This window comes from Paraplanobispora siamensis (genome assembly GCF_016863175.1).
GTDB classification, from domain to species: Bacteria; Actinomycetota; Actinomycetes; order Streptosporangiales; family Streptosporangiaceae; genus Planobispora; species Planobispora siamensis.
This window is the reverse complement of sequence record NZ_BOOJ01000025.1, coordinates 82,779-105,025: the sequence shown is the minus strand read 5'-3', so window position 1 is coordinate 105,025 and position 22,247 is coordinate 82,779. Positions and strand designations below refer to the sequence as shown.

The 22,247-nt window shown below is 71.0% G+C and carries 17 protein-coding genes and 1 pseudogene; 6 read left to right on the top strand and 12 right to left on the bottom strand.

The features are described 5' to 3' along the window. Positions 1-56 precede the first annotated feature (56 nt). The 3 genes from Psi01_RS14130 to efeB are packed head-to-tail and all read right to left on the bottom strand — an operon-like array spanning position 57 to position 3,076. Entirely contained in the window at positions 57-518 is a 462-nt protein-coding gene (locus tag Psi01_RS14130) for a hypothetical protein (protein ID WP_204064450.1), read from the bottom strand. Between the two features lie 32 nt (positions 519-550). Next, the gene (locus Psi01_RS14125) at positions 551-1,849 is read right to left on the bottom strand and encodes an MGH1-like glycoside hydrolase domain-containing protein (RefSeq protein WP_204064449.1); all 1,299 of its coding nucleotides are present in this window, start codon (positions 1,847-1,849) and stop codon (positions 551-553) included. A gap of 24 nt (positions 1,850-1,873) precedes the next feature. Continuing rightward, complete coding sequence (gene efeB / locus Psi01_RS14120; protein ID WP_204064448.1) at positions 1,874-3,076, bottom strand: iron uptake transporter deferrochelatase/peroxidase subunit; 1,203 nt, start codon at positions 3,074-3,076, stop codon at positions 1,874-1,876. A 481-nt stretch (positions 3,077-3,557) separates the two neighbouring features. Here efeB and Psi01_RS14115 point away from each other — a divergent pair, with 481 nt between their 5' ends. Then, positions 3,558-3,956, top strand: coding sequence for an STAS domain-containing protein (locus Psi01_RS14115; RefSeq protein WP_204064447.1), 399 nt, complete (start codon positions 3,558-3,560; stop codon positions 3,954-3,956). A 99-nt stretch (positions 3,957-4,055) separates the two neighbouring features. Next, positions 4,056-4,376, top strand: coding sequence for a hypothetical protein (locus tag Psi01_RS14110; protein ID WP_204064446.1), 321 nt, complete (start codon positions 4,056-4,058; stop codon positions 4,374-4,376). Positions 4,377-4,473: 97 nt separating this feature from the next. Here the strand turns inward: Psi01_RS14110 and Psi01_RS14105 are convergent, their stop codons facing one another. The 4 genes from Psi01_RS14105 to dnaG form a co-directional block, all read right to left on the bottom strand. Beyond that, on the bottom strand, positions 4,474-4,923 hold the full coding sequence (locus tag Psi01_RS14105; protein ID WP_204064445.1) for an ATP-binding protein: 450 nt from the start codon (positions 4,921-4,923) through the stop codon (positions 4,474-4,476). Positions 4,924-5,142: 219 nt separating this feature from the next. Then, positions 5,143-6,435 carry an FG-GAP repeat domain-containing protein gene (locus tag Psi01_RS14100; protein ID WP_204064444.1) on the bottom strand — a complete coding sequence of 431 codons (1,293 nt, stop codon included), beginning with the start codon at positions 6,433-6,435 and terminating at the stop codon, positions 5,143-5,145. Positions 6,436-6,659: 224 nt separating this feature from the next. Next, positions 6,660-7,763 (bottom strand): RNA polymerase sigma factor RpoD, encoded by a 1,104-nt coding sequence (gene rpoD / locus Psi01_RS14095; RefSeq protein WP_239127638.1) that lies wholly within the window; start codon positions 7,761-7,763, stop codon positions 6,660-6,662. 185 nt (positions 7,764-7,948) lie between these two features. Further along, a complete protein-coding gene (dnaG, locus tag Psi01_RS14090; protein WP_204064443.1) occupies positions 7,949-9,796 on the bottom strand; it encodes a DNA primase in 1,848 nt (615 codons plus the stop codon). Between the two features lie 192 nt (positions 9,797-9,988). On the opposite strand from dnaG, the gene Psi01_RS14085 reads away from it, so the two are divergent. Further along, complete coding sequence (locus Psi01_RS14085; protein ID WP_239127636.1) at positions 9,989-10,816, top strand: M23 family metallopeptidase; 828 nt, start codon at positions 9,989-9,991, stop codon at positions 10,814-10,816. A 98-nt stretch (positions 10,817-10,914) separates the two neighbouring features. Here Psi01_RS14085 and Psi01_RS14080 read toward each other — a convergent pair whose 3' ends face one another. From Psi01_RS14080 to Psi01_RS14060, 5 genes are all read right to left on the bottom strand, one after another. Further along, entirely contained in the window at positions 10,915-12,147 is a 1,233-nt protein-coding gene (locus tag Psi01_RS14080) for a deoxyguanosinetriphosphate triphosphohydrolase (protein ID WP_204064441.1), read from the bottom strand. A 171-nt stretch (positions 12,148-12,318) separates the two neighbouring features. Then, positions 12,319-14,961: a pyruvate, phosphate dikinase gene (gene ppdK / locus Psi01_RS14075; protein WP_204064440.1), complete on the bottom strand. Its 2,643-nt coding sequence runs from the start codon at positions 14,959-14,961 to the stop codon at positions 12,319-12,321. Positions 14,962-15,372: 411 nt separating this feature from the next. After that, the gene (locus tag Psi01_RS14070) at positions 15,373-16,758 is read right to left on the bottom strand and encodes a glycine--tRNA ligase (protein WP_204064439.1); all 1,386 of its coding nucleotides are present in this window, start codon (positions 16,756-16,758) and stop codon (positions 15,373-15,375) included. Between the two features lie 221 nt (positions 16,759-16,979). Further along, complete coding sequence (locus Psi01_RS14065) at positions 16,980-17,258, bottom strand: antibiotic biosynthesis monooxygenase family protein (RefSeq protein WP_204064438.1); 279 nt, start codon at positions 17,256-17,258, stop codon at positions 16,980-16,982. A 141-nt stretch (positions 17,259-17,399) separates the two neighbouring features. Continuing rightward, positions 17,400-18,662, bottom strand: a complete 1,263-nt coding sequence (locus tag Psi01_RS14060; protein WP_204064437.1) for a BtrH N-terminal domain-containing protein — start codon at positions 18,660-18,662, stop codon at positions 17,400-17,402. Between the two features lie 370 nt (positions 18,663-19,032). Here Psi01_RS14060 and Psi01_RS14055 point away from each other — a divergent pair, with 370 nt between their 5' ends. The 3 genes and pseudogenes from Psi01_RS14055 (at position 19,033) to Psi01_RS14045 (ending at position 22,209) form a co-directional block, all read left to right on the top strand. Then, positions 19,033-19,518, top strand: a complete 486-nt coding sequence (locus Psi01_RS14055) for a DUF6703 family protein (protein WP_239127634.1) — start codon at positions 19,033-19,035, stop codon at positions 19,516-19,518. Positions 19,519-19,816: 298 nt separating this feature from the next. Continuing rightward, positions 19,817-20,047, top strand: a pseudogene (locus Psi01_RS14050) (VOC family protein); the annotation flags it as partial. A gap of 512 nt (positions 20,048-20,559) precedes the next feature. Beyond that, a complete protein-coding gene (locus Psi01_RS14045; protein WP_204064436.1) occupies positions 20,560-22,209 on the top strand; it encodes a TlrC/CarA/OleB/SrmB family ABC-F type ribosomal protection protein in 1,650 nt (549 codons plus the stop codon). Positions 22,210-22,247 lie beyond the last annotated feature (38 nt).

Below are 22,247 nucleotides of genomic sequence, written 5' to 3'. Positions count from 1 at the left end.
GGCGTCTCCGGACGGCGGATGCGGGCGGCCGTACCGTCGCCCGCCCCCGGTTGCCGTCAGATGCCGAAGCTGCGGCGGACTCCCTCCAGCGCCTGCTCGGCCAGGGCCCGAAGGCCCGGATCCTGCGGGTCGAGCCCCGCGTCGAAGACGAACTCCCAGATCATCCGGTCGTCCTCGGCCCGCCTGGCCACCAGCCGCACTCCCCCGCGCACGTCCAGCGGGACGTACTGGCTGACCACGATCGAGGCGACCACCCGCTCCCGCACGACCTCGGGCACCCGTCCCGGCTCGGGCAGCCGCGCCCGGTGCTCCCGGCCGTCCGTCGTCAGGACCGTCAGCCCCTCCTCGTCCCACACACCGCGATCCACCTGGTACCACGGCAGCCTGGTGCCGGACAGATAGAGCGCGCGATCCGTGGCGATCACCCGGCCGTCGGGTCCCTCGGCGTGGGCCAGCACCCGGTCGGCCGGATCGACGGCGGCGCGCACTTCGGCGGGCGTGCGGTTGAAGAGCCTCATGCCCTCACGGTATCCGTACGGCCGCCGCCCCCTCACTCCTCCACCGGATCGGCGAGCAGGTCGAGGGTGAGCGCGGCCGACCAGGAGAAGTCCCGCCCGCCCCGGCCGCTGCCGTCGAAGGGGTCGAAGCACTCGCGGAAGCCCGACTGGCGGACCAGCCGGAGGGTGGCGGTGCCGAGCTGCCGGACCAGCTCCGTCCGGCCGTGTACGGCGGCCGCGTGGCGCAGCAGCCAGTTGGTGTTCACCCACGACGGCCCCCGCCAGTAGCGCGAGCGGTCGAACTGCGGGGCCCGGATCTCGCAGCTCGGCACCGGATATCCGGCGGCGCCCATGAACCGGGGCGACTCCAGGGTGTCCATCAGCGTGTCCACCAGCGCCGGGGACAGCCCCGGGTCGAGCATCGGGCCGAAGCCGCCGACCGTGCGGATCGGGATCAGCCGGTCGCGGTGCAGGTCGCGGGCGTGGAACAGCCCGTCGGCCCACAGCCGGTCCACCATCGCCGCGCGGATGCGCCCGGCGGTCTCGACGTGCGGCCGCGGATCGTCCCCGGCCACCGGCGCCAGCTCGGCGAGGGCCTGGCAGGAGGCCAGCCAGATCCCGTTGAACATCGGGTCCTCGATCGCGAAGGGGTGCTCCAGGCGCAGGTAGGTCCCGTCGTAGCCGGAGTCCCTGTAGCGCAGCGCCAGCCAGACGTAGCGGTCGTGGTGGCTGTCGGGATGGCGTTCGGGCAGTTCCTCGCGCCGGTAGGAGTAGCGGACCGCGGGCAGCGCCTCCAGCGGGTCGTCCCAGGCGGGACTGTCGTCCATCCCCGACTCCCACGGGTGCACGATCGCGGCCAGCCCGGCCCCGCCCAGGTCCCTGGTCCCGGCGAGATAGCCGTGCTGGGCCACCAGCATCGGGTAGGTCCGCCGTACCAGGGCCGCGGCCACGTCGCGGTCCACCGCGTGCCGCCACATCTGCCACACCGCCAGGGCGTGCATGGGCGGCTGGGTCAGCCCGGAGGTGAGCACAGCCACGGGCGCCGCGGGATGCTCCTGGGAGCGCCAGACGGACGGCCCGGGGAAGTAGGCCTCGGCGTGGGCCGGGTGGAAGACGATGTGCGGCACCATGCCCGTGCGCCACTGCCCGGCCAGCAGGCTGAGCAGCTCGGCGCCCGCCCGGCGGGTGTCCAGGCGGGCCATCCCGATCGCGATGAAGGTGGAGTCCCAGCTCCACTGGTGGGGATAGAGACCGGGTGCGGGCACGGTGGCGGACCCCGTGCGGTTCGCGTCGAGCACGGACCATGCCTCGCGCCCGAGCGCGGCGTCGTCTACGGCCGGCCGCGCCTCCATCCGTCCAGTCTGCGCCGGTATCGGCTAAGAAAACAGTGCCTCGCCCCAGAACGACCCCTGACTCACCCCGCCGGGGCACGCCCAGATGCCCGAGCCGACGTGCTGGATGTACTCGTTGAGCGGATCCCTGGCCGCCAGCGCGCGCTGGATCGGGATGAACCCCTTCTCCGGATCCCGCTGGTAGGCCAGGAAGAACAGCCCGGCCTCCAGCCGTCCCAGGTTGTCGCTGCCGTCGGTGAAGGAGTAGCCCCGGCGCAGGATCGTCACCCCGCCGAGCGAGTCGGGATGGGCCAGCCGCACGTGGGCGTCGGCGGGGAGCCTGTCCAGCCGCACCGGGTCGTGCTCGCGGGCGGCGCCGTACGGCGCGCCCTCCCGCTTGGTGCGGCCGAAGATGTCCTCCTGCTCCTTCAGGGAGGTCCGGTCCCAGGTCTCGATGTGCATCCTGATCCGCCGGGCCACCAGGTAGGACCCGCCGCGCAGCCACTCGGGCCCCTCCTGGCCCACCCAGACGTGGGCGTCCAGCGCGGCCCGGTCGCTGCCGGCGATGTTGCGGGTGCCGTCCTTGAAGCCCATCAGGTTGCGCGGGGTCTGCGCCTCCGGCGTGGTGGAGGAGGTCTTGCCGAAGCCGAGCTGCGACCAGCGCACCGACGCCGAGCCGAAGGCGATCCGCGCCAGGTTCCGTACGGCGTGCACGGCGACCTGGGGGTCGTCCGCGCACGCCTGCACGCAGACGTCGCCGCCGCTGCGGGCCGGGTCGAGCTTGTCGGCCGGGAAGCGCGGCAGCTCCTTGAGCCGGTCCGGCGCGGGCAGCTTCAGCTTCTCGAAGAAGGAGGGGCCGAAGCCGACCGTCAGCGTCAGCCGGGAGGCGGGCAGGTCGAGGGCCTCACCGGTGTCGTCCGGCGGGGCCAGCTCCGCGCCGGTGGCCCCGGTGCCGACCTCCTGCCCGGCGGTCATCCGCTCGGCCGCGGCCGTCCACCGGCGCATCAGCTCCGCCACCTTCTTCGGATCGTCGACGCCGAGGTCGAAGGAGGCGAAGTGGAGGCGGTCCTGGACCGGCGTGGCGATGCCGGCCTGGTGGGCGCCGTGGAAGGGGATCGGCCCGCCGGGGACGGCGGCCTGCACGGGTTCGGACTGCGCGAGCCGTACCAGACCCGCGCCGGCGGCGGCACCGGCGCCCACCGCCAGGCCCGCGCCGGTCAGCAACCGGCGGCGGCTGAGGTCGGCCATGTTGGTCTCCTCCGTTGTGGGGGTCGGCCCGCGGCGGGGCGGCCGGGGACCGGCGGGCGCGGGCGGGCTCCCGGCGGCGGGCAGGGAATCGGGAGACGTCGGAAGTCCCCGGCGATCGGTTAGGCGTCCCTAACTTAGCTTTCCCTTACCTCATACCGCCAATCCGGGGTCGCCTTCAAGCACCCCGTACGGCGGTGATCGCGAACTGTGATGAGGCTTGCTGAGATCGACTGTTTCCACCGGCCCGCGCCCCGCCTTCACTGAAGGCGGCCGTGACGCTCTGTGGCACGGGACCGGCGACTCCGCCCATGTCGCCACGGTCACCGGCGGCGTCAGACGGCTCGCCCGGAAGCTCGGCTGGCTGACCGGCAGCCGGTGCCGTAGTCGAGGCTCCAATTGTGAGTGACCAGGGCCTTTGATCTAGCTTCTCCTTTACTCTGGCGGAGAGGCACCCCGATCGCAGATGAGCAAGATCGGGGTCGTGAGCGTAGGGAACGTGGGGCCGATGAGGGTCCGATTTCCAGATGACCTGCCCTACGCCATAGATCTCGATCGCAGCGCCAGGTGCGCGGTGGTCCACATCACCGGGCCGCTGGACATGACCACGTCCCTCATCCTGCGCATCGTGCTGGAACCGTTGTGGGACGCGGTGGACGAGGGCTGCCTGATCCTGGACCTGACCGCCATGACCTTCTGCGACTCCACAGGGGTCGCGGCGCTGATCGAGGCGTTCAAGGAATCCCGCGAGCACGGGACGCAGATACTGCTGGCCGCGGCTTCGTCCTCCCTGCTGCGGATGTTGCACACCATGGGCCTGATCGCCTTGTTCGAGACCCACTCCACGCTGGAGGAGGCGCTGGCCGCTTCGGAAAGGGCGTAGGCGATCGCGTTTTCCAGAAAGCCGGCCGTACCCTCTTGCGGGCCTGCGCCGGGCAGACCATCGTCAGAAACACCAACCACCGGCAACCCCCGCGGGCTCATGCATACAGCCGACGATGTCGAACACCTCATCTGGCGGATCCATCAGGATCTGCTGCAGGCCGGGTTCGCGGCCGACCCGAACGAGCCGGCCGTCGACGCCGACCTGCGCATCCGCTACGACCCGGACCGCGGTGTCGTCGTGTCGTGGGCCGCTTCAGCCGAGTCGCTCACCAGGGACCCGCCCCGCCATCACCGGGTCCGCACCGCGGTGCATCTGGCCTTGCGCGCCGTTCTCACCGATGCCGGCCACCGCATCGCCGACGATCACGCCGATGACGACCTCGTCATCCCGGTGCCCGCGCGCTCCTCGCAGCCATGATTCTCAAGCCGAGCAGGCGCGGCAGAGCCGGCGTCTGTACGGCGGCCACGGCCGGGGCGCTCCTGGGCGTGGCCGTCGGCTGCATCGCCGGGGGCGATCAGCGCGCAGGGTGCCGAGGCTCCTCCGCGCGGCGGCGACGCGGCGCCGACGGGATGACCGGGGCGAGGTGGCCGTGCATGTGCAGGCCGAGCACCGAGCCCTGGCCGCTGTGGGCCAAGGTGACCTCATCGCACAGGTGCTGGATCACCCACAGGCCGAATCCGCTGGTGCCGGCCGGATTGAGGTGCGCGGCGGCCAGGTGCTCCGCCGTCAGCCGGCCACCGACGTCGCAGATCTCCACGGTGACGCCCTCGGCGTGGCCGCGGGCGATGATCAGGCCCGACCGGCCGCCGTGATCGAAGACGTTGGTGAGTGCCTCGTTGACCGCCAGCACCAGATCCTCCAGCCGCTCGCCGGTCAATCCGTTGTGCCCGCCGTGCAGGCGCACCAGCTCGCGCAGGTAACCCAGATCCGGGTCGATGGGGCATCGCAGCTCGAACACACTCATGATCACCACGATCCGGCGGGGTCACGGCCAGAAAACAGCGGGCCCCCTTCGCGTTTCCCACCGGCCGATCGTTAAACACTCCCCCCTTTTCCGGCCCCGCGTTCCCGGCGCTACGGCCAGGGGCGAAGCAGCCCACGGGCAACAGGCCGCAAATCCAGTGAATCTGCGGCCGTCGTTGCCGGGAACGGGGAGGGGCCTCTCGTGGCAGTGCCGGGGCGCTTACTTGACGCCGCCGCCGCGGACCTTCTTGATCTCCTTCAGTTTCGGCTTCTCCAGCTTGACCTTCGTCTTCCACTTCAGCTTGACGGCCGGCTTGGGCTTGACCGCCGGCTTGGGAGCAGCCGGGGTCCCGCAGCCGGCCAGCAGTACCGAGACGCCGCTGGACGACATGCTCGGCACCACCAGGTCGCTCTTGCTGTCGGCGTTGAAGCGGCCGCTGGCCATCATCCCGCCCGACGTGGGGGCCTTGAAGGTGACGGGCGCCTGGAAGGCGCCGTTGCCCTTGCCGAGCAGCAGCGAGCCGCCGGTCGGGGATGCGAAGGCGACGTCCGTCCTGCCGTCGCCGTCGTAGTCACCGAGCGTGGGCCAGACCATGGCGTTGTTGCCGGTGTAGGGCAGGGCGTCCTGGAAGGTGCCGTCACCCTTGCCGAGCAGCACCACTCCGTCACTCATGCCGACCGTGATCAGGTCGACCTCGTGGTCGTTGTTGAAGTCGGCCGGGAGGGCGAGGACGGGGCCCGTTCCCACGGCGTAGGGGGCGGCCGGGCCGAAGCTGCCGTCGCCGTTGCTGAGGATCACCTGGACCGCACTGCTGCCGCCCGGGCCGCCGTCGGCGAACGCCACGTCGTCGTCGCCGTCACCGTCGAAGTCGTCCACGCCGGCGAGGTAGGAGTATCCCGTGAAGCCGGTGCCGACGGGCGCCTGGAAGGTGCCGTCGCCCTCGCCGAGCATGATCGAGCTGGTGTTGCCGTTGTCGGTCACCAGCACGTCGAGCCGGCCGTCGGCGTTGAAGTCACCCGGGACGGCGCTGAAGACGTTCGCCATCGCCGGGGTGCTGATGGCAGTGGCGAAGGTTCCGTCCCCGTTGCCGGGAAAGACCCGGACCGCACCGCCCACGGGGTCCACCGTGATGACGTCGACGGTGTTGTCGTCGTCGGAGTTGACGCTGCCCACGGAGGGCACAGTCATCACGGCCGAGGCGGAACCGGCGATCACGGCCGGGCGGAAGGTGCCGTCGCCCTTGCCGAGCAGCACCTCGGCGGTGCCGCTGGGCCCGTACGCCACGACGTCGGTCCTGTGGTCGCCGTTGAAGTCGGCCGTCGCCGTGTAGAGCGACATGTTCGCGGTGCGGTAGGTGACCGCGGGGGCGAACCCGGGCTTGCAGGTGGTGACGGCCGAGGCGGGGGCCGCGGTGGCCGCCAGCGCGCCGGAGGTCAGGGCGGCGGCCGCGAGCAGGGAGACCGCACGACGCCGGCGGGACATGCCGAAGCGCGGCGAGACGAACGTGTTCACAGGAAAGCTCCTCCATGAGCCGGAAATGCCTGCGCGGGGCCTTCCATGGATGACTGCGCAGGCGCTGTGCCCCTCCCTTCGGCCGGCCGAAGCAGATTCGGAGGATTGGCGGGCAACCACTTTCGCCGGACCTGCCGCAGGACGGGCAGAGCCTGCGGCCCCGGACGGCAGAAAGCCGATGGCCCGGGGAGTTCCCGGGCCATCGGCTTGATCAGCGCTCGTTCTCAGTCGAGATAGTCGCGCAGCATCTGCGCCCGCGTCGGGTGACGCAGTTTCGCCAGCGTCTTGGACTCGATCTGGCGGATGCGCTCTCGCGTCACGCCGAATTCCCGCCCGACCTCCTCCAGCGTCCGGGGGTGGCCGTCGGCGAGGCCGAAGCGCAGCTGGATGATGCGCTGTTCCCGCTCGGACAGCGTCGCGAGGATCTCGTCGAGCTGGTCCTGCAGCATGATGAAGGCTGCGGCCTCCATCGGCACGACCGCGTCGGCGTCCTCGATGAAGTCGCCGAGGTCGGAGTCCTCCTCGCCGATCGGCGACTGCAGGGAGACCGGCTCCTGCGCGATGCGCTGGATCTCGATCACCCGGTCGATCGGGAGGTCCATCTCCAGGGCGATCTCCTCGGGCGCGGGTTCGCGGCCGAGGTCCTGGTGGAGCTGGCGCTGGACCCGGACGAGTTTGTTGATCGTCTCCACCATGTGCACCGGAATACGAATGGTGCGCGCCTGGTCGGCGATGGCCCGGGTGATCGCCTGGCGAATCCACCACGTGGCGTAAGTGGAGAACTTGTAACCCTTGGTGTAGTCGAATTTCTCGACGGCGCGGATGAGTCCGAGGTTGCCCTCCTGGATCAGGTCCAGGAACAGCATCCCGCGTCCCACATAACGTTTGGCGATCGAGACGACCAGCCGGAGATTGGCCTCGATCAGCCGCTGCTTTGCGCGCGTGCCCTGCCAGACGAGTTCTGCGAACTCCGGGAAGGCCAGCCGCGAGGCGACGTTGGTCAGCTTGTCCTCGGCGAACAGTCCCGCCTCGATGGACTTGGCGAGCTCCACCTCCTCCTCGGCCGTGAGCAGGGGCACCCTCCCGATCTCCCGCAGGTAGATGCGGACGAGATCACTCGTTGGCGCCCGTTTACCGACATCCTCCTCATCGGACTTGGTGGTCTCCTCGTCGCCCTGGGGCTCGAGGACCTCCACTCCGTTCTCGGCGAGCATGCGGACGACGCGCTCGAGCGCGTCGGACGGCAGCTCGGATTTGTCGAGAGCGGCGGCCACGTCATCGACGGTGACGCTGCCGCGCTCCCTTCCCTTCGCGACGAGGTCGGCCACCTGGTCTACCGAAGGCGGCCCACTTGGCAGCACCGATGCACCCACGGGACACAGTCTGCTGTATTAGTCACCCAAAACGGCAGACCTATTTTTGTCACCCAAGGTAAGGCCGGGATCATTATCAAACCGAGACCTTATTACGGTTTGGCCGAATGCGATTCAGGAAATTAAAACCGATTACGTGATCAGCTTCCGGCCGCGCGTTCCTTCAGCATGCGCCGCTGCCGTTCCAGATCGAACAGCTCGGCGAACAGGCGGTTGTACTCCTCCTGGGAGTCGGTCGGGTTGGTGCGCTCCAGCCGCGACTTCAGTTGCTCGATCGTCCGGCTCAGCGAGATCAGTTCCAGGGCTGCGAGCATCGCCGCGGCGTAGCGCTCCTCACCGGCGAGGTCGGCGCGCAGCTCCTCCACCGCCAGGCGGGTGACCATCCCGCGCAGCCCCTCCTCCGCGTCGGCCAGCAGGCGGTCCACCCACGCGCCCCCGCCCTCGCCGGCCGCCGCGACGCCCCCCGCCTGCGCGATGAGCGTGTACAGGGCGACGTGCTCGGGCAGCGTGAAGGCCTCCGGGCCGATCGCGTCGAACCGCCCGCCGAGCAGCGCCGGGCGCTGCACGGCCAGCTTCAGCACCTCGGCCTCGGTCCGCACGCCGGGGTCGGTGAGGTCGGCGACCCGCCGGGGCGCGGGCCTGTCCTGGCGCGGCTGGGCGGCGGTGGAGATCTCGGCGATCCGCTCCATGACGAACCGCTCGTTGTTGAAGCCGAGCCAGCGGTCCAGGTCGACGGCGTACAGCTGGCGCAGCGCCCGGTCCTTGATCCCGGCCACGATCGGCGCGGCGGCGTCCAGCGCCGACAGCCGCCCCTCGTTGGTGCTGACGTCGTAGCGGGAGATCACGCTGCGGATCGCGAACGCGAACAGCGGCTCCTTGCTCGCGACCAGGTCCCGCACCGCCGCGTCGCCGTGCCGGACCCGCAGGTCGCAGGGGTCGAGCCCGGAGGGCTGCACCGCCACGTAGGTCTGGGTGACGAACTTCTGCTCGTCGGCGAAGGCGCGCAGCGCCGCCTTCTGCCCGGCGGCGTCGCCGTCGAAGGTGAAGACCACCTCGCCCTGGGAGCCCGACTGGTCCAGCAGCAGCCGCCGCAGCACCTTGATGTGCTCGGCGCCGAAGGCGGTGCCGCAGGTGGCCACCGCCGTCGGCACGCCCGCCAGGTGGCAGGCCATCACGTCGGTGTAGCCCTCGACGATCACGGCCTGGGAGCGCTTGGAGATCTCCCGCTTGGCCAGGTCGACGCCGTACAGGACCTCGCTCTTCTTGTAGAGCGGGCTCTCGGGGGTGTTGAGGTATTTGGGGCCGTCCTCGGCGTCGTTGAGCTTGCGCGCCCCGAACCCGATGACGTCCCCGGTGATGTCGCGGATCGGCCAGACCAGCCGGCCGCGGAACCGGTCGATCGGTCCCCGGCGGCCCTCCTTGGCCAGCCCGCCCTTGATCAGCTCAGCGGCGGTGAAGCCCTTGGCCATGAGGTGGCGGGAGAGCGCCTCCCACTCGGCCGGGGCGTAGCCCACACCGAAGCGCTCGGCGTCGACCCGCTCGAACCCCCGCTCCGACAGGAACCTCCGGCCGGGGGCGGCCTCGGGGTCGGACAGCTTGGCGGCGTAGAACTCCGCGGCGGCCCGGTGCGCCTCGATCAGCCGGCTCCGCTCGCCCTGCTCGCGCCCGGGGACGTAACCGCCCTGCTCGTAGCGGAGGTGGATGCCGGCCCGGCCGGCCAGCCGCTCGACGGCCTCGCCGAAGGACAGGTGCTCCAGCCGGCGCACGAAGGTGATGACGTCACCGCCCTCGCCGCAGCCGAAGCAGTACCAGTAACCCCGGGCGGGAGTGACGTTGAAGGACGGGCTCTTCTCGTCGTGGAAGGGGCACAAGCCCTTCAGGTTGCCCCCGCCGGCGTTGCGGAGCTGGATGTGCTCCCCCACGATGTCTGCGATCGGCGAGCGCTCTCTCACGAGCGCGATGTCCTCGTCACTGATCCGGCCTGCCACGCCGTGAGTCTATTCCCGACCTCCGACAGGCGGACCCCGGCGGCCGGGCTCGCGAGCAGGGCCGTCGCGGGACCGGCTCGGCAGAACCGGTCGTGAACGATGATGTGGTTCGTTACAAAGGAGAAGACGGATTCTCGGTACCTTATGCGGGTGGACACCATGCGATCGGGGCATATAACACGGTTGGCCGTCGTGACCGGCGCCATCCTGCTGACGGGGGCGTGCTCGTCGCCGGGCGGAGTGGCCGGCATCAACACCCGGCCGCCGGCCCCCGCCGCCGAGGCGATGGCGGCCGAGGGACCGATCACCGCGACGATCCCCCCGGCTGCCTCCTCCCAGACGCCGATCGAGATCCCCAAGGGTGACGATCCCGTCCCGGTGCCGCCGCCGAAGGTCTCCAAGTTCACCTACACCTTCCCGGTCAAGGGCTGCTCGGTCTCCTACCAGAGCAGGCTGCTGGTGCTGCCCAAGACCACGATCTGGACGGGCAAGGGCTGCGCGTTCGTCTCGCCGGTGGACGGGGTGGTCCACGAGGTCAACGACAAGAACCGCTGGAGGCCCTCCACCGACCGGGGCCGGGACCGCGAGGGCCGTTTCGTCACGATCGCCGGGGACGACGGCGTGCTGTACCTCGGCGGCCACCTCGACTCGATCACCCCGGGGATCGCCCCCGGCGTGCGGGTCAGCTCCGGCCAGCAGCTGGGGCTGGTCGGCAACTCGGGCAACGCCCGCGACACCGCCAGCAACCTCTACTTCGCCATCTCCTGGAAGACCGACCCCTCCCTGTGGTGGGTACGGCGCGGCATGGTCAAGCCGTGGAACTACCTGAACTCCTGGCTGAAGGGCAACCGCACCCTGTCACCGGCCGACGAGACGCGGGCCGTCATGTCGCAGACCGGCGCGACGCCCCGGTGCACGATCCTGTGCGCGTCCAAGCCCACGCCCGAGCCCACCAGGAAGCCGCGCAAGCCGCGCGACGAGAACATCGACATCGGGACCGCCGACCCCGCCGGCGGCTGACCGCCCGCGGGCCCGGCCGGGCGGCGCGGAGGGGGCAGGGGCTCCGGGTTCGGGGCCCCGGACTCGGGGTTGATGTCTCCGGGCTGGGGGCTCCCGTCTCAGTGTCCGGCGAGCCGCTGGTGCCAGGCCACCGCCGAGGTGTCGGTGAGGGAGGCGATCTGGTCGACGACCACGCGCAGCCGCCCGGCGTCGTCGTCCGCCCGGACGAAGGCGGGCCGCAGGGCGGGCTCCAGCGTCCCGGGCGCGCCCTTCATGATCAGGCGGGCCAGGTCGTGGATCAGCTCGCGCTGCCTGGCCTGGTTGGCGTTGTGCTCGTCGCGGGTCATCACGTAGTGGGCGGTGACCCCCTTGAGCACCGCGCACTCCAGCCGGGTCTCCCGGGGGACGATCAGCTCGGCGCCGTACCGTCCCGCGGCCGGGCCGTACGCCTCGGCGGTGGCGGCCTCGGCGGCCCGGCACAACCGGCCGATGAGCACGCTGGTCAGACCCTTGAGCTCGGCGAGGGCGGCCAGGGAGCCGTCGAAGTGCCGGGGCCAGAACGGCTGGGCGACCAGGCGGGCGAAGATCTCCTCCAGCTCGCCGGGGCGGGCGTCCTGGGCGTACCAGAGGCGGGTGGTCTCGCAGACGTCGCGGCGCTCGGCCGGGTCGCGCAGCGCCTCCAGCACGACGTCACCGGAGTGCAGGGCGTCCTCCAGGTCGTGCACCGAGTAGGCGACGTCGTCGGCCCAGTCCATGATCTGCGCCTCGAAGCTGACGCGCCCCTCGGGCGCGCCCTCCCTGATCCAGCTGAAGACCGGCAGGTCCTCGGTGTAGGCGCAGAACTTCGGGCCGGCCTCGGCGGTCCAGGGGTATTTGACCGCCGCGTCCAGTGACGCCCTGGTCAGGTTGAGCCCGGCGCTGCGGCCGTCCTCGGTGAGGATCTTGGCTTCCAGCCGGGTCAGCAGGCGCAGGCTCTGCGCGTTGCCCTCGAACCCGCCGCATCCGGCGGCCAGCTCGTTGAGGGCGGTCTCGCCGTTGTGCCCGAACGGCGGGTGCCCGAGGTCGTGGGCCAGGCAGGCGGTCTCCACCAGGTCGGGGTCGCGGCCCAGGACCTCGCCCATCTCCCGGCCGATCTGGGCGCACTCCAGCGAGTGGGTCAGCCGGGTGCGCGGCACCTGCTGCCCGCTGCCCAGCGTCTCCCCCGGCCCGACCACCTGCGTCTTGGCGGCCAGCCTGCGCAGTCCGGCACTGTGCAGCACGCGCGCCCGGTCGCGTTCGAACGGGCTTCGCACCGGGTTGCCGGGCGGTTCCGGCACCCATCTGGCCTGGTCGTGCTCGTCGTAGCCGTACATAGGTCCAGTGAGTGTATCCACGGCGGAGGAGTTCATGCCGAACGGCGGGCAAACACTGGAGGGACCCCTGAGGCCGTCCGAGGACCTCCGCCCCCCGCTCCCGCCCTGCCCCGCGGCCGTCGGGCGGACGCGGAGCGGGACGGGGCGGGGTGACAGCCGGCGTCAGCGGTGTCAGCGGGTGTCGGAGCCCGAGCTGGTCAGCGCCGCGCGCCCCGCCTCCAGCCGGGCGACCGGGATGCGGAACGGCGAGCAGGAGACGTAGTCCAGGCCCACCTCGTGGCAGAAGTGGATGGAGTCGGGGTCACCGCCGTGCTCGCCGCAGATGCCCAGCTTGAGGTCGGGGCGGGTACGGCGGCCCTCCTCGGCGGCGATGCGCACCAGGCGGCCGACGCCGTCGCGGTCCAGGGTCTCGAACGGGGAGACCCCGAAGACGCCCAGGTCCAGGTAGCGGGAGAAGAACGCGGCCTCGACGTCGTCGCGGGAGAAGCCCCACGTCATCTGGGTGAGGTCGTTGGTGCCGAAGGAGAAGAACTGCGCGGCCTCGGCGATCTGACCGGCGGTCAGCGCGGCGCGCGGCACCTCGATCATCGTGCCGACCAGCGCCTCGACCCCGGTCTCGGCCAGGATCCTGCCGGCCTCGTCCCTGACCTGCTCCAGCTCCTGGACGGCGCCCACGAGCGGGATCATGATCTCGGCGCGGGCGCCGGGCACGGCCTTGGCCGCCTCGGCGATCGCCCGTACCTGCATGGCGAACAGACCGGGGATGACCAGGCCGAGCCGTACGCCGCGCAGGCCCAGCATCGGGTTCTCCTCGTGCAGGCGCTTGACCGCGGCCAGGAGCTTGCGGTCCTTCTCGCTCGCCTGCTCGCCGGCCAGGGCGACCTTGACCGACAGCTCGGTGTAGTCGGGCAGGAACTCGTGCAGCGGCGGGTCGATCAGCCGGACGGTGACGGGCAGGCCGTCCATCGCCTGGAAGATCTCCGTGAAGTCCGCCTTCTGCAGCGGCTCCAGGGCCGCCAGCGCCCGCTCGCGCTCGTCGTCCGTGTCGGCCAGGACCAGGTCCTCGACCAGCTGGCGGCGCTCGCCGAGGAACATGTGCTCGGTACGGCACAGGCCGATGCCCTGGGCGCCGAAGCGGCGGGCACGGGCGGCGTCCTCGGCGTTGTCGGCGTTGGCGCGCACCTGCAGGCGGCGTACGGCGTCGGCGTGGGTCATCAGGCGGTGCACGGCCTGGACGAGCTCGTCGTCGGCGTCGTCGGCGCCCTCGAAGTACTCGACGACCGGGGAGGCGACCACGGGGACCTCGCCCAGGAAGACCTCGCCGGTGGAGCCGTCGATGGAGATGACGTCGCCCTCGACGACCTCGACGCCGCCGGGGGCGGTGAAGCGGCGCTCCTTGGTGGAGACCTCCAGCTCCTCGGCGCCGCAGACGCAGGTCTTGCCCATGCCGCGGGCGACCACGGCCGCGTGGGAGGTCTTGCCGCCGCGCGAGGTGAGGATGCCCCTGGCGGCGATCATGCCGGCGAGGTCGTCGGGGTTGGTCTCGCGGCGGACCAGGATGACGTCCTCACCCTGGGCGGCCAGCTCCACGGCCCGCTCGGAGGAGAAGACGGCCTTGCCCACGGCCGCGCCCGGGGAGGCGTTCATGCCCTTGGTGACGCGGGTGCGGGTCTCGTCCTTGGCGAAGCGGGGGAACATCAGCTGGGCCAGCTGGTCGCCGGTGACCCGGGTGATCGCCTCGTCGAGGTCGATCAGGCCCTGGTCGACCAGCTGCACGGCGATGCGGAACGCGGCGCCCGCGGTGCGCTTGCCCACGCGGGTCTGGAGCATCCACAGCTTGCCCGTCTCGATCGTGAACTCGATGTCGCACAGATCGCGGTAGTGGTTCTCCAGCTTCTCCATGATCCGCATGAGCTCGTCGTAGGAGGTCTTGTCGATCGTCTCCAGCTCCTGCAGCGGCATGGTGTTGCGGATGCCCGCCACCACGTCCTCGCCCTGGGCGTTCTGCAGGTAGTCGCCGTAGACGCCCTGACGCCCGGTGCCGGGGTCGCGGGTGAAGGCGACGCCGGTGCCGGAGTCCATGCCGCAGTTGCCGAAGACCATCGTGCAGACGTTGACGGCGGTGCCCAGGTCGGCGGGGATGCGCTCCTGACGGCGGTAGAGGATGGCGCGCGGGGCGTTCCACGACTCGAAGACGGCCATGACGGCCATGCGCAGCTGCTCGCGCGGATCGGCGGGGAAGTCGCGGCCGGTCTGCTCGCGGACGATGCCCTTGAAGGTCTCGACGAGGCCCCGCAGCTCGGCGGCGTCCAGGTCGAGGTCGCCGCGGCCGTCCTTGAGCTCCTCGAAGGCGTCGTCGAACAGCTCGCCGTCGATGCCCTGGACGGTCTTGCCGAACATCTGGATGAGGCGGCGGTAGGAGTCCCAGGCGAAGCGCTCGTTGCCGCCCGCCTGCTTGGCCAGGCCGTGCACCGACTCGTCGTTGAGGCCGATGTTGAGGACGGTCTCCATCATGCCCGGCATGGAGAACTTGGCCCCGGAGCGCACGCTCACCAGCAGCGGATCGTCGGCCTGCCCCAGCCGGCGGCCGACCTGCTTCTCCAGTGCGGTGAGGTGCTCGCCGATCTCCTCCTCCAGCCCGGGCGGGAGGACCCCCTCGGAAAGGAAGCTGCGGCAGGCTTCGGTGGTGATGGTGAAGCCGGGGGGAACCGGCAGTCCGAGATTGGTCATCTCGGCCAGGTTGGCTCCCTTACCGCCGAGCAGATCCTTGAGATCTTTGTTGCCCTCGGTGAAGTCGTAAACATACTTGGGCATGGCTGCTCCTTTGCGACTTCAAAAATGATGTCCGGCTTCCGCCTCCTGCGGACTCTACCGACGTTGCGAAGAGTGAAACGTCACCCATCACATGAATGGACGTTTCCCCATGTCAAGCCCCATCATCAGGTCTAATCCAATTGAAATCAAGGGCCAAAGGTCCCGCATAGGAACCGCCCAAGGAATTGGTATAAACCAATTGGTGTATACCAATTACCTCAGCATTCAGCCGCGTTCACAGGAGGTTCAACGGAGCCCGCGGCGCATCTCCCGCCCCCCTTCCCCCGACTCCTCTCCCGCGGCTTCCGGAGCCCTCTCGGGACTCCCCGGGATCCCCGGAAACGGCGACGGCCGGCGACCCTCAGTGGGGCCGCCGGCCGTCGCCGGAGAACGGGACTCAGTCGCCGGGACTCAGTCGTTGAGGTGCTGCCGGAGGTAGGACTCGACCTGGTCGAGGGAGACGCGCTCCTGCGCCATCGAGTCGCGCTCGCGTACGGTCACCGCCTGGTCCTCAAGCGTGTCGAAGTCGACGGTGATGCAGAACGGCGTGCCGATCTCGTCCTGACGGCGGTAGCGGCGGCCGATGGCGCCGGCGTCGTCGAACTCGACGTTCCAGCGCTTACGCAGCCGCGCGGCCAGGTCCTTGGCCTTCGGCGACAGGTCGGCGTTGCGCGACAGCGGGAGCACCGCGGCCTTGACCGGCGCGAGACGGTGGTCCAGGCGCATGACCGTGCGCTTCTCCATGACGCCCTTGGCGTTGGGCGCCTCGTCCTCGTTGTAGGCGTCGATCATGAACATCAGCGCGGTGCGGTCGACACCCGCCGCGGGCTCGATCACGTAGGGGATGTAGCGCTCACCGGTGTCCTGCTCGAAGAAGCTCAGGTCGGTGCCGGAGACCTTCGAGTGGGTGGACAGGTCGTAGTCGGTGCGGTTGGCGATGCCCTCCAGCTCGCCCCACTCGCTGCCGGTGAAGTTGAAGCGGTACTCGATGTCGACGGTCCGTGTGGAGTAGTGGGACAGCTTCTCCTTGGGGTGCTCGTAGAGCCGGAGGTTGTCCTGGTTGACGCCGAGGTCGACGTACCAGCGCATGCGCTCGTCGATCCAGTACTGGTGCCACTCCTCGTCGGTGCCGGGCTTGACGAAGAACTCCATCTCCATCTGCTCGAACTCGCGGGTGCGGAAGATGAAGTTGCCCGGGGTGATCTCGTTGCGGAACGACTTGCCGATCTGGCCGATGCCGAACGGGATCTTCTTGCGGGCCGACTGCTGCACGTTGAGGTAGTTGATGAAGATGCCCTGCGCGGTCTCCGGGCGCAGGTAGGCCAGGCCGGACTCGTCCTCGACCGCGCCGAGGTAGGTCTTCAGCAGACCGCTGAACTGCTTGGGCTCGGTGAAGGCGCCCTTGGTGCCGCAGTTGGGGCAGGTGATCTCGGACAGGCCCTCCGCGGGCGGCCTGCCGTGCTTCTCCTCGTAGGCCTCTTCGAGGTGGTCGGCGCGGTAGCGCTTGTGGCAGGACTGGCACTCGGTGAGCGGGTCGGTGAAGGTCTCGACGTGGCCGCTGGCCTGCCAGACCTCACGGGCGAGGATGACGCAGGAGTCGAGGCCGACGACGTCCTCCCGCCCCTGCACCATGGACTTCCACCACTCGCGCTTGACGTTGTTCTTCAGCTCGACGCCCAGCGGACCGTAGTCCCACGACGCACGCAGGCCTCCGTAGATCTCGCTGGAGGGGTAGACGAGCCCACGTCGCTTGGCGAGGCTGACGATGGTGTCCATGATGTCCGTACGGCGTGCCATAAGGGAGAATCTCCATCCGGCTGGAGGTCGGCGAGGAATTTGGTCGAGACCAGCTTAGGGGAGGCCGGGACGGACGGTCGCGCGCATCGCCCATCCCCGCCGCCCCGCCCGCCCGCGTGCGCTCTGCCGGCCCCGACCCGCCCGGCCCCGGCGTCCGCCGCACCGGCCCGTCCCTGCGGGCACGACCTCGGTCAGGGCCGCTCGGGTCAGGGCCGCTCGGGTCAGGGTCGATCGACGTCCTCGAACGCGCTGGGCTCATTGATCATCAACGTCATCAGCGGATACATCGCCAGCCGCGCCGCACCGAGGGCCCGCCGGTAGAACCCCGCCCCCTCCCACTCGCTGACAAGCGCCCACAACTCCGGTTCGTCCACCGACCTCGACACCCGGCCGCGCACGTACCCCGGCTGCGCGGCCAGCGTGTCGACGATGTCATGCGCCTGGGCCAGGAACTCCTCGGTCTGCCCCGCGGGCACCGAATAGCGGATGAGAGCAAGCATCCGCACAGCATGTCAGACCCCTGCCCCGAGCCGTCCCACCTCACCACGCCGGTACGGCGAGGCGGGACGGCGGCGAGGACCGGCACGGGCCGTACGGCGAGGCGGGGCCGTGGTGAGGACCGGCACGGGCCGTACGGCGCGTCAGGAGACGATCTCCCGGAGGGCGGCGACCGCCTCCGTCTCCGCCCGGTAGATCTCCGCGATGCGCCCGCTCAGGTCGGCGAAGAGGGCCTCGACGTCCTTGATCGGCGGGACCCGGTCCACCTCCGCCCGGAGCGCCCACAGTTCCGTGCCGTCGTCGGCCGGCACGCCCTCCGACAGGAGCGACTCGCGGATCCCGGCGGTCAGCTCCCGCATCCGGGCGAACTCCGGGACGTCGAACGGGAACGCGGCCTCGGCCAGGGCGTGCCAGAGACCGTGGATCCGGCGGAACTCCCCGGCCAGTCCGCCCAGCGGGAGGCCGAGCAGGCCCGCCGCCTCGTCCAGGGCGTCGGCGAACAGGTCGCGCAGGTTCCCGCCCTCCATACCGACCGGCTCGGCGCCCTCCCACAGCGACAGCAGCGCCCCGGCCAGGCCCCGCCCGTCGGCGAACACCTTCGGCCACGCCTTGGCGTTCCTCGTGTCGACGAGCATCCGCGACCACTTGCGCCACGCGGGCAGCGAGAACGAGTCGGAGGCCGCGCTCAGGTGGGCGGCGGCGTCGCGCAGGCCCGCCAGCGCGGCCTCAGCCAGCCGTTCGGAATCGATCCGCGCGGGCTCCAGGACGTGCGTGATGTTCTTGTAGGACGACACGCGGGCCCGCGCGGCGTCCATCCGCTCGTGCGGAACCCGGATCGGGGCCGTGCCCCGGTCGTCGACGAACACGTGCGTCTCGTCACGCCGGTAGGCGACCACCGGATGCCCGCCGTACCCGTCCATGTGCGCGGGGAAGCCCCAGTAGCCGACGTGGTAGCGGTCTGGCAGCACGATGCACGGCCGCCCGGCGTCCAGCTCTCCGGCCAGCAGCTTCGCCGCGCCCTTGGCCCCCGAGGTGGTGTGCGCGGTGAAGGCGACGCCGAGCCGGTCGAGGGTCTTGGCCATCCAGCGGTCGTGGTACTGCCACTGGTTGCTGAAGCCGAGCGTCAGGTGGCGGCTGTCGTCGTGCTTGAACTCCCACAGGATGTATCCGGCCCCGAGGCCGCCCCCGGCGAGGAAGACCATCGGCTCGCTGATCTCGACGCCCTGGTTGGCCAGGACGCCGGCGACGGTCGCGCTGCTCGGGTAGCGCCCGCCGTGGAAGGTCCAGGCGCCGTCGGACGGGAGCTCGGGCCGCTCGACGATGTGCAGGCGGGCGGCGGTGTAGCTCTCGCCGGTCTTGGCCATACGCGCCCGGATGCGGGACTTGAGCTGCTTCTTGCTGGTCATGGTGACTCCGCTCGCGGCATCCGGCCGACCTCCAGCCCACGCCTGCCGGTCAGCCCGCCGCAACATCGGTCGGCACACGGGACCCGCAGTCTTCCGAAGGCACGTATGTCCCCTTTGCCTCCGTGGATCACGGGCAGCGTGGGTGCCCGATCGAGGAGGTTCGGCGCCGGAACTCGCCGTCCCCGAATTTTATGTACGGCCTGCGACGTCACACAAGCGGCGTACGGCTAGCGTCCGGGGTCCCCAGATGCCGGGTGCCGGGATCCGGAGGCGTGGGTGACCGAGTGCCCGGGTTCCGGACGTGCGGCGCCAGAGTGCCGGAAGCGCGTAAGCCTGCCGCGCCGGGACATCCCGGCATTAGGCTCTGGCCGTGGCCGACAAGAGCAGCTCCGACGACCGCCCCGGGCGGCCCGCGCATCCCCTCGCCCGGCGTTCCGCTCCCGGACGCCCGCCGGGCCGTGCCGACGGCCCCGGACGAGGCACGAAAGGCGCGAAGGGCGCGGGAGGCGGCCCCCGCCGGGTGCCCTCCCAGCGCCCGCTGCCCCCGGGCGAGCAGTTCTTCACCCCCGGTGCCACCGGGCTGCGGCAGAAGATCGAGCGCCTGAGCGCGGCGCCCCTGGTCTTCCTGTTCCGGCTTCCGCGCTGGATCGCCCCGGCGCTGCTGGTGATCCTCCTGCTGGTCGGCTTCGCGGTGCAGTCGCTGTGGGGCGGCCTGGCGGCGCTCGTGGTGGCCGCCTTCGTGGCCTGGCTGGCCTACATGTCATGGCCGTCGCTGAACGTCAAGGGCCGCATCCTGCGGGTCGCGCTGGTCACCTTCCTGCTGTTGCTCGTCGCCAGCCGCTTCGGAGCCTTCTGAGACCGGTACGGCGACGCGTGTCAGGTGACGCCCCCACCTGTGAGGCGCGTCCCGGGTCAGCCGGGTGTCGCCCGCGCTGCGCCGTACGACGAACACGCCTGCCCACCACACCGGGGCGTCGGCCACTTCGAGACTCGACGAGCACCAGGGGTGGAGGGCGGTCCTCGCGCATGATCGGCAGCCGAGCACCGTACCCTCCGGCCTACCGACTCACCGCCGCCATGGGCTCCGATCTGCTGATCACCGCCCGCTCCTGGTCGCGACGACCCAGATGACGGCAGTCTTTAGGATCTCCGGCATGACGACGAGACTGGTGCAGATCAATATGAAGGCCCATGACGACTCCGCGCTCGGCCGGTTCTGGGCGGAGGCGCTCGGCTGGGGTGTCTCCAGCGAGGGACCCGGCGTGACCAACCTCGAGCCGGAGGGCCTCACCTACCCGGACCCCGCCGACGTGGGCCAGGGCGATGTGCCGGGGACGGTCATGGCCGACCCGGAGGGCAACGAGTTCTGCCTCCTCGCCCCCCGCTGACCTCGCACAACGGCTCCGGCCGGCCCGGGTCAGCGGCGGGACCGCTCGGTGACGGGCTCCTTCCTGACCGGTCAGGGGCGGGACCGCTCGGCGACGGGCTCCTTCCGGCCGGTGAGGGGCGGGACGGCAGCGCACCGGCTGACCCGTTACCGGGGACACGGCTCGCCGACGATCACGGACCGGACGCCGGACGCCTTCGCCGGGCTGCCATGCGGCACCGGATCCGGCTCCGGACAAGCAAGATCTGATTCCGGATGAAAATTCAACGAGACGATACGTATCGTCTTGTAATCAGCCCGCCGTTCGCCTACAGTTCCACGCATGGGTTACTGCTTCCTGTGATCGTTCCTGTGATCGCCACGCGCACGACCGCGTAGAGCTCCGCTCCGCCGCCGTCGCGCCCGTCCGCGCACCTCACCGCGGTCCGCCCGCCGCCGGGCGCGCCGTTCCCGTGCGCCGATCTCCCTCACCCGTTCCGATCGGCCAGGCCGAGAACAGGAGGACGCCCTATGCGTACCGCCCATTCCGCTCACTCAGCCCAGCCCTCCCAGCTCACCCTCACAGGCGTCACCAGGCGCTACGACGACCGCGTCGTGCTCGACCGCGTCTCGTTCACCGTCAGGCCAGGTGAGAAGGTCGGCGTCGTCGGCGACAACGGCTCCGGCAAGTCCACGCTGCTCAAGATCCTCGCCGGGTGCGAGCGGCCGGACGACGGGGAGGTGACCGTGGTCGCGCCCGGGGGCGTCGGCTACCTGCCACAGACGCTGGACCTGCCGCCGTCGGCCACCGTACGCGACGCCGTCGACCTCGCCCTGGCCGACATCCGCGAGCTCGAATCCCGGATGCGGCGGGCCGAGGCCGAGCTGACCGAGGAGACCCTGGAGGCGTACGGCGAGCTGGTCGCCCGGTTCGAGGCGCGCGGCGGTTACCGGGCCGACGCCCGGGTGGACATCGCGTTGCACGGACTCGGCCTGCCCGGTCTGGACCGCGGGCGGGCGCTCGGCACCCTCTCCGGGGGCGAGCGTTCCCGCCTGGCGCTGGCCGCCACGCTGGCCTCCGCGCCGGAGCTGCTCCTGCTCGACGAGCCGACCAACGACCTGGACGACCAGGCCGTGGCCTGGCTGGAGCAGTACCTGCGCGCGCACCGCGGCACGGTGATCGTGATCACCCATGACCGGGTGTTCCTCGAACGGATCACCTCGACGATCCTGGAAGTCGACTCCGGCGCGGTCACCCGCCACGGTGACGGCTACGACGGTTACCTGGCCGCCAAGGCCGCCGACCGGCGCAGGCGGCTGCGGGAGTACGAGGAGTGGCGGTCCGAGCTGGCGCGCAACCGGAGGCTGGCGGAGTCCGCCGTGGCGCGACTGGAGGCCATCCCGCGCAAGCTGCCGCTGGCCGTCTTCGCGGCCGGGCCGTTCCGGGCCCGCGGGCGCGGGCACGGCGCGATGAGCAGGATCCGCAACGCGAAGGAACGGGTGGAACGGCTGACGGACGCCCCCGTCGCGCCGCCGCCCGACCCGCTGCGCTTCACCGCGCGCGTCGTCTCCGGCCGTGCCGGGGAGCCCGCGGGCCCGCGGGCCGAGCTGGTGGACATGCGGGTGGGCGATCGTCTGCGCCTGCCGTACCTGCGGATCGGGGCCGGGGAGCGGCTGCTGGTCACCGGGTCCAACGGCGCGGGCAAGACCACGCTCATCCGGGTCCTGGCCGGTGAGCTGCGGCCGGACACCGGCTCGGCGCGCGTGTCCGGCACGGTGGGATGCCTGCGTCAGGAGGAGTCCGCCTGGGGCGCCGGGCTGACCGTGCTCCAGGCCTTCGCCGCCGGACGGCCGGGCGCCGCTGGGGAGCACGCCGAGGCGCTGTTGTCCCTGGGCCTGTTCCGCCCCGCCGACCTGCGGCTGCGGATCGGCGAGCTGTCGTACGGCCAGCGGCGCAGGATCGAACTGGCCCGCCTGGTGAGCGAGCCGGTGGACCTGCTGCTGCTGGACGAGCCGACCAACCACCTGTCCCCCGCTCTGGTCGAGGAGCTCGAACAGGCCCTGGCCGGTTACGAGGGAGCGCTGGTGGTGGTGACCCACGACCGCCGGATGCGCTCCCGCTTCACCGGCTCACGCCTGGAACTGCGCGACGGCCGGGTCGCCGAGCTCCAACCGGCCTGAGGCTCCCACCGGTGCAGGCGCCCACCGGTGCCCCGGCG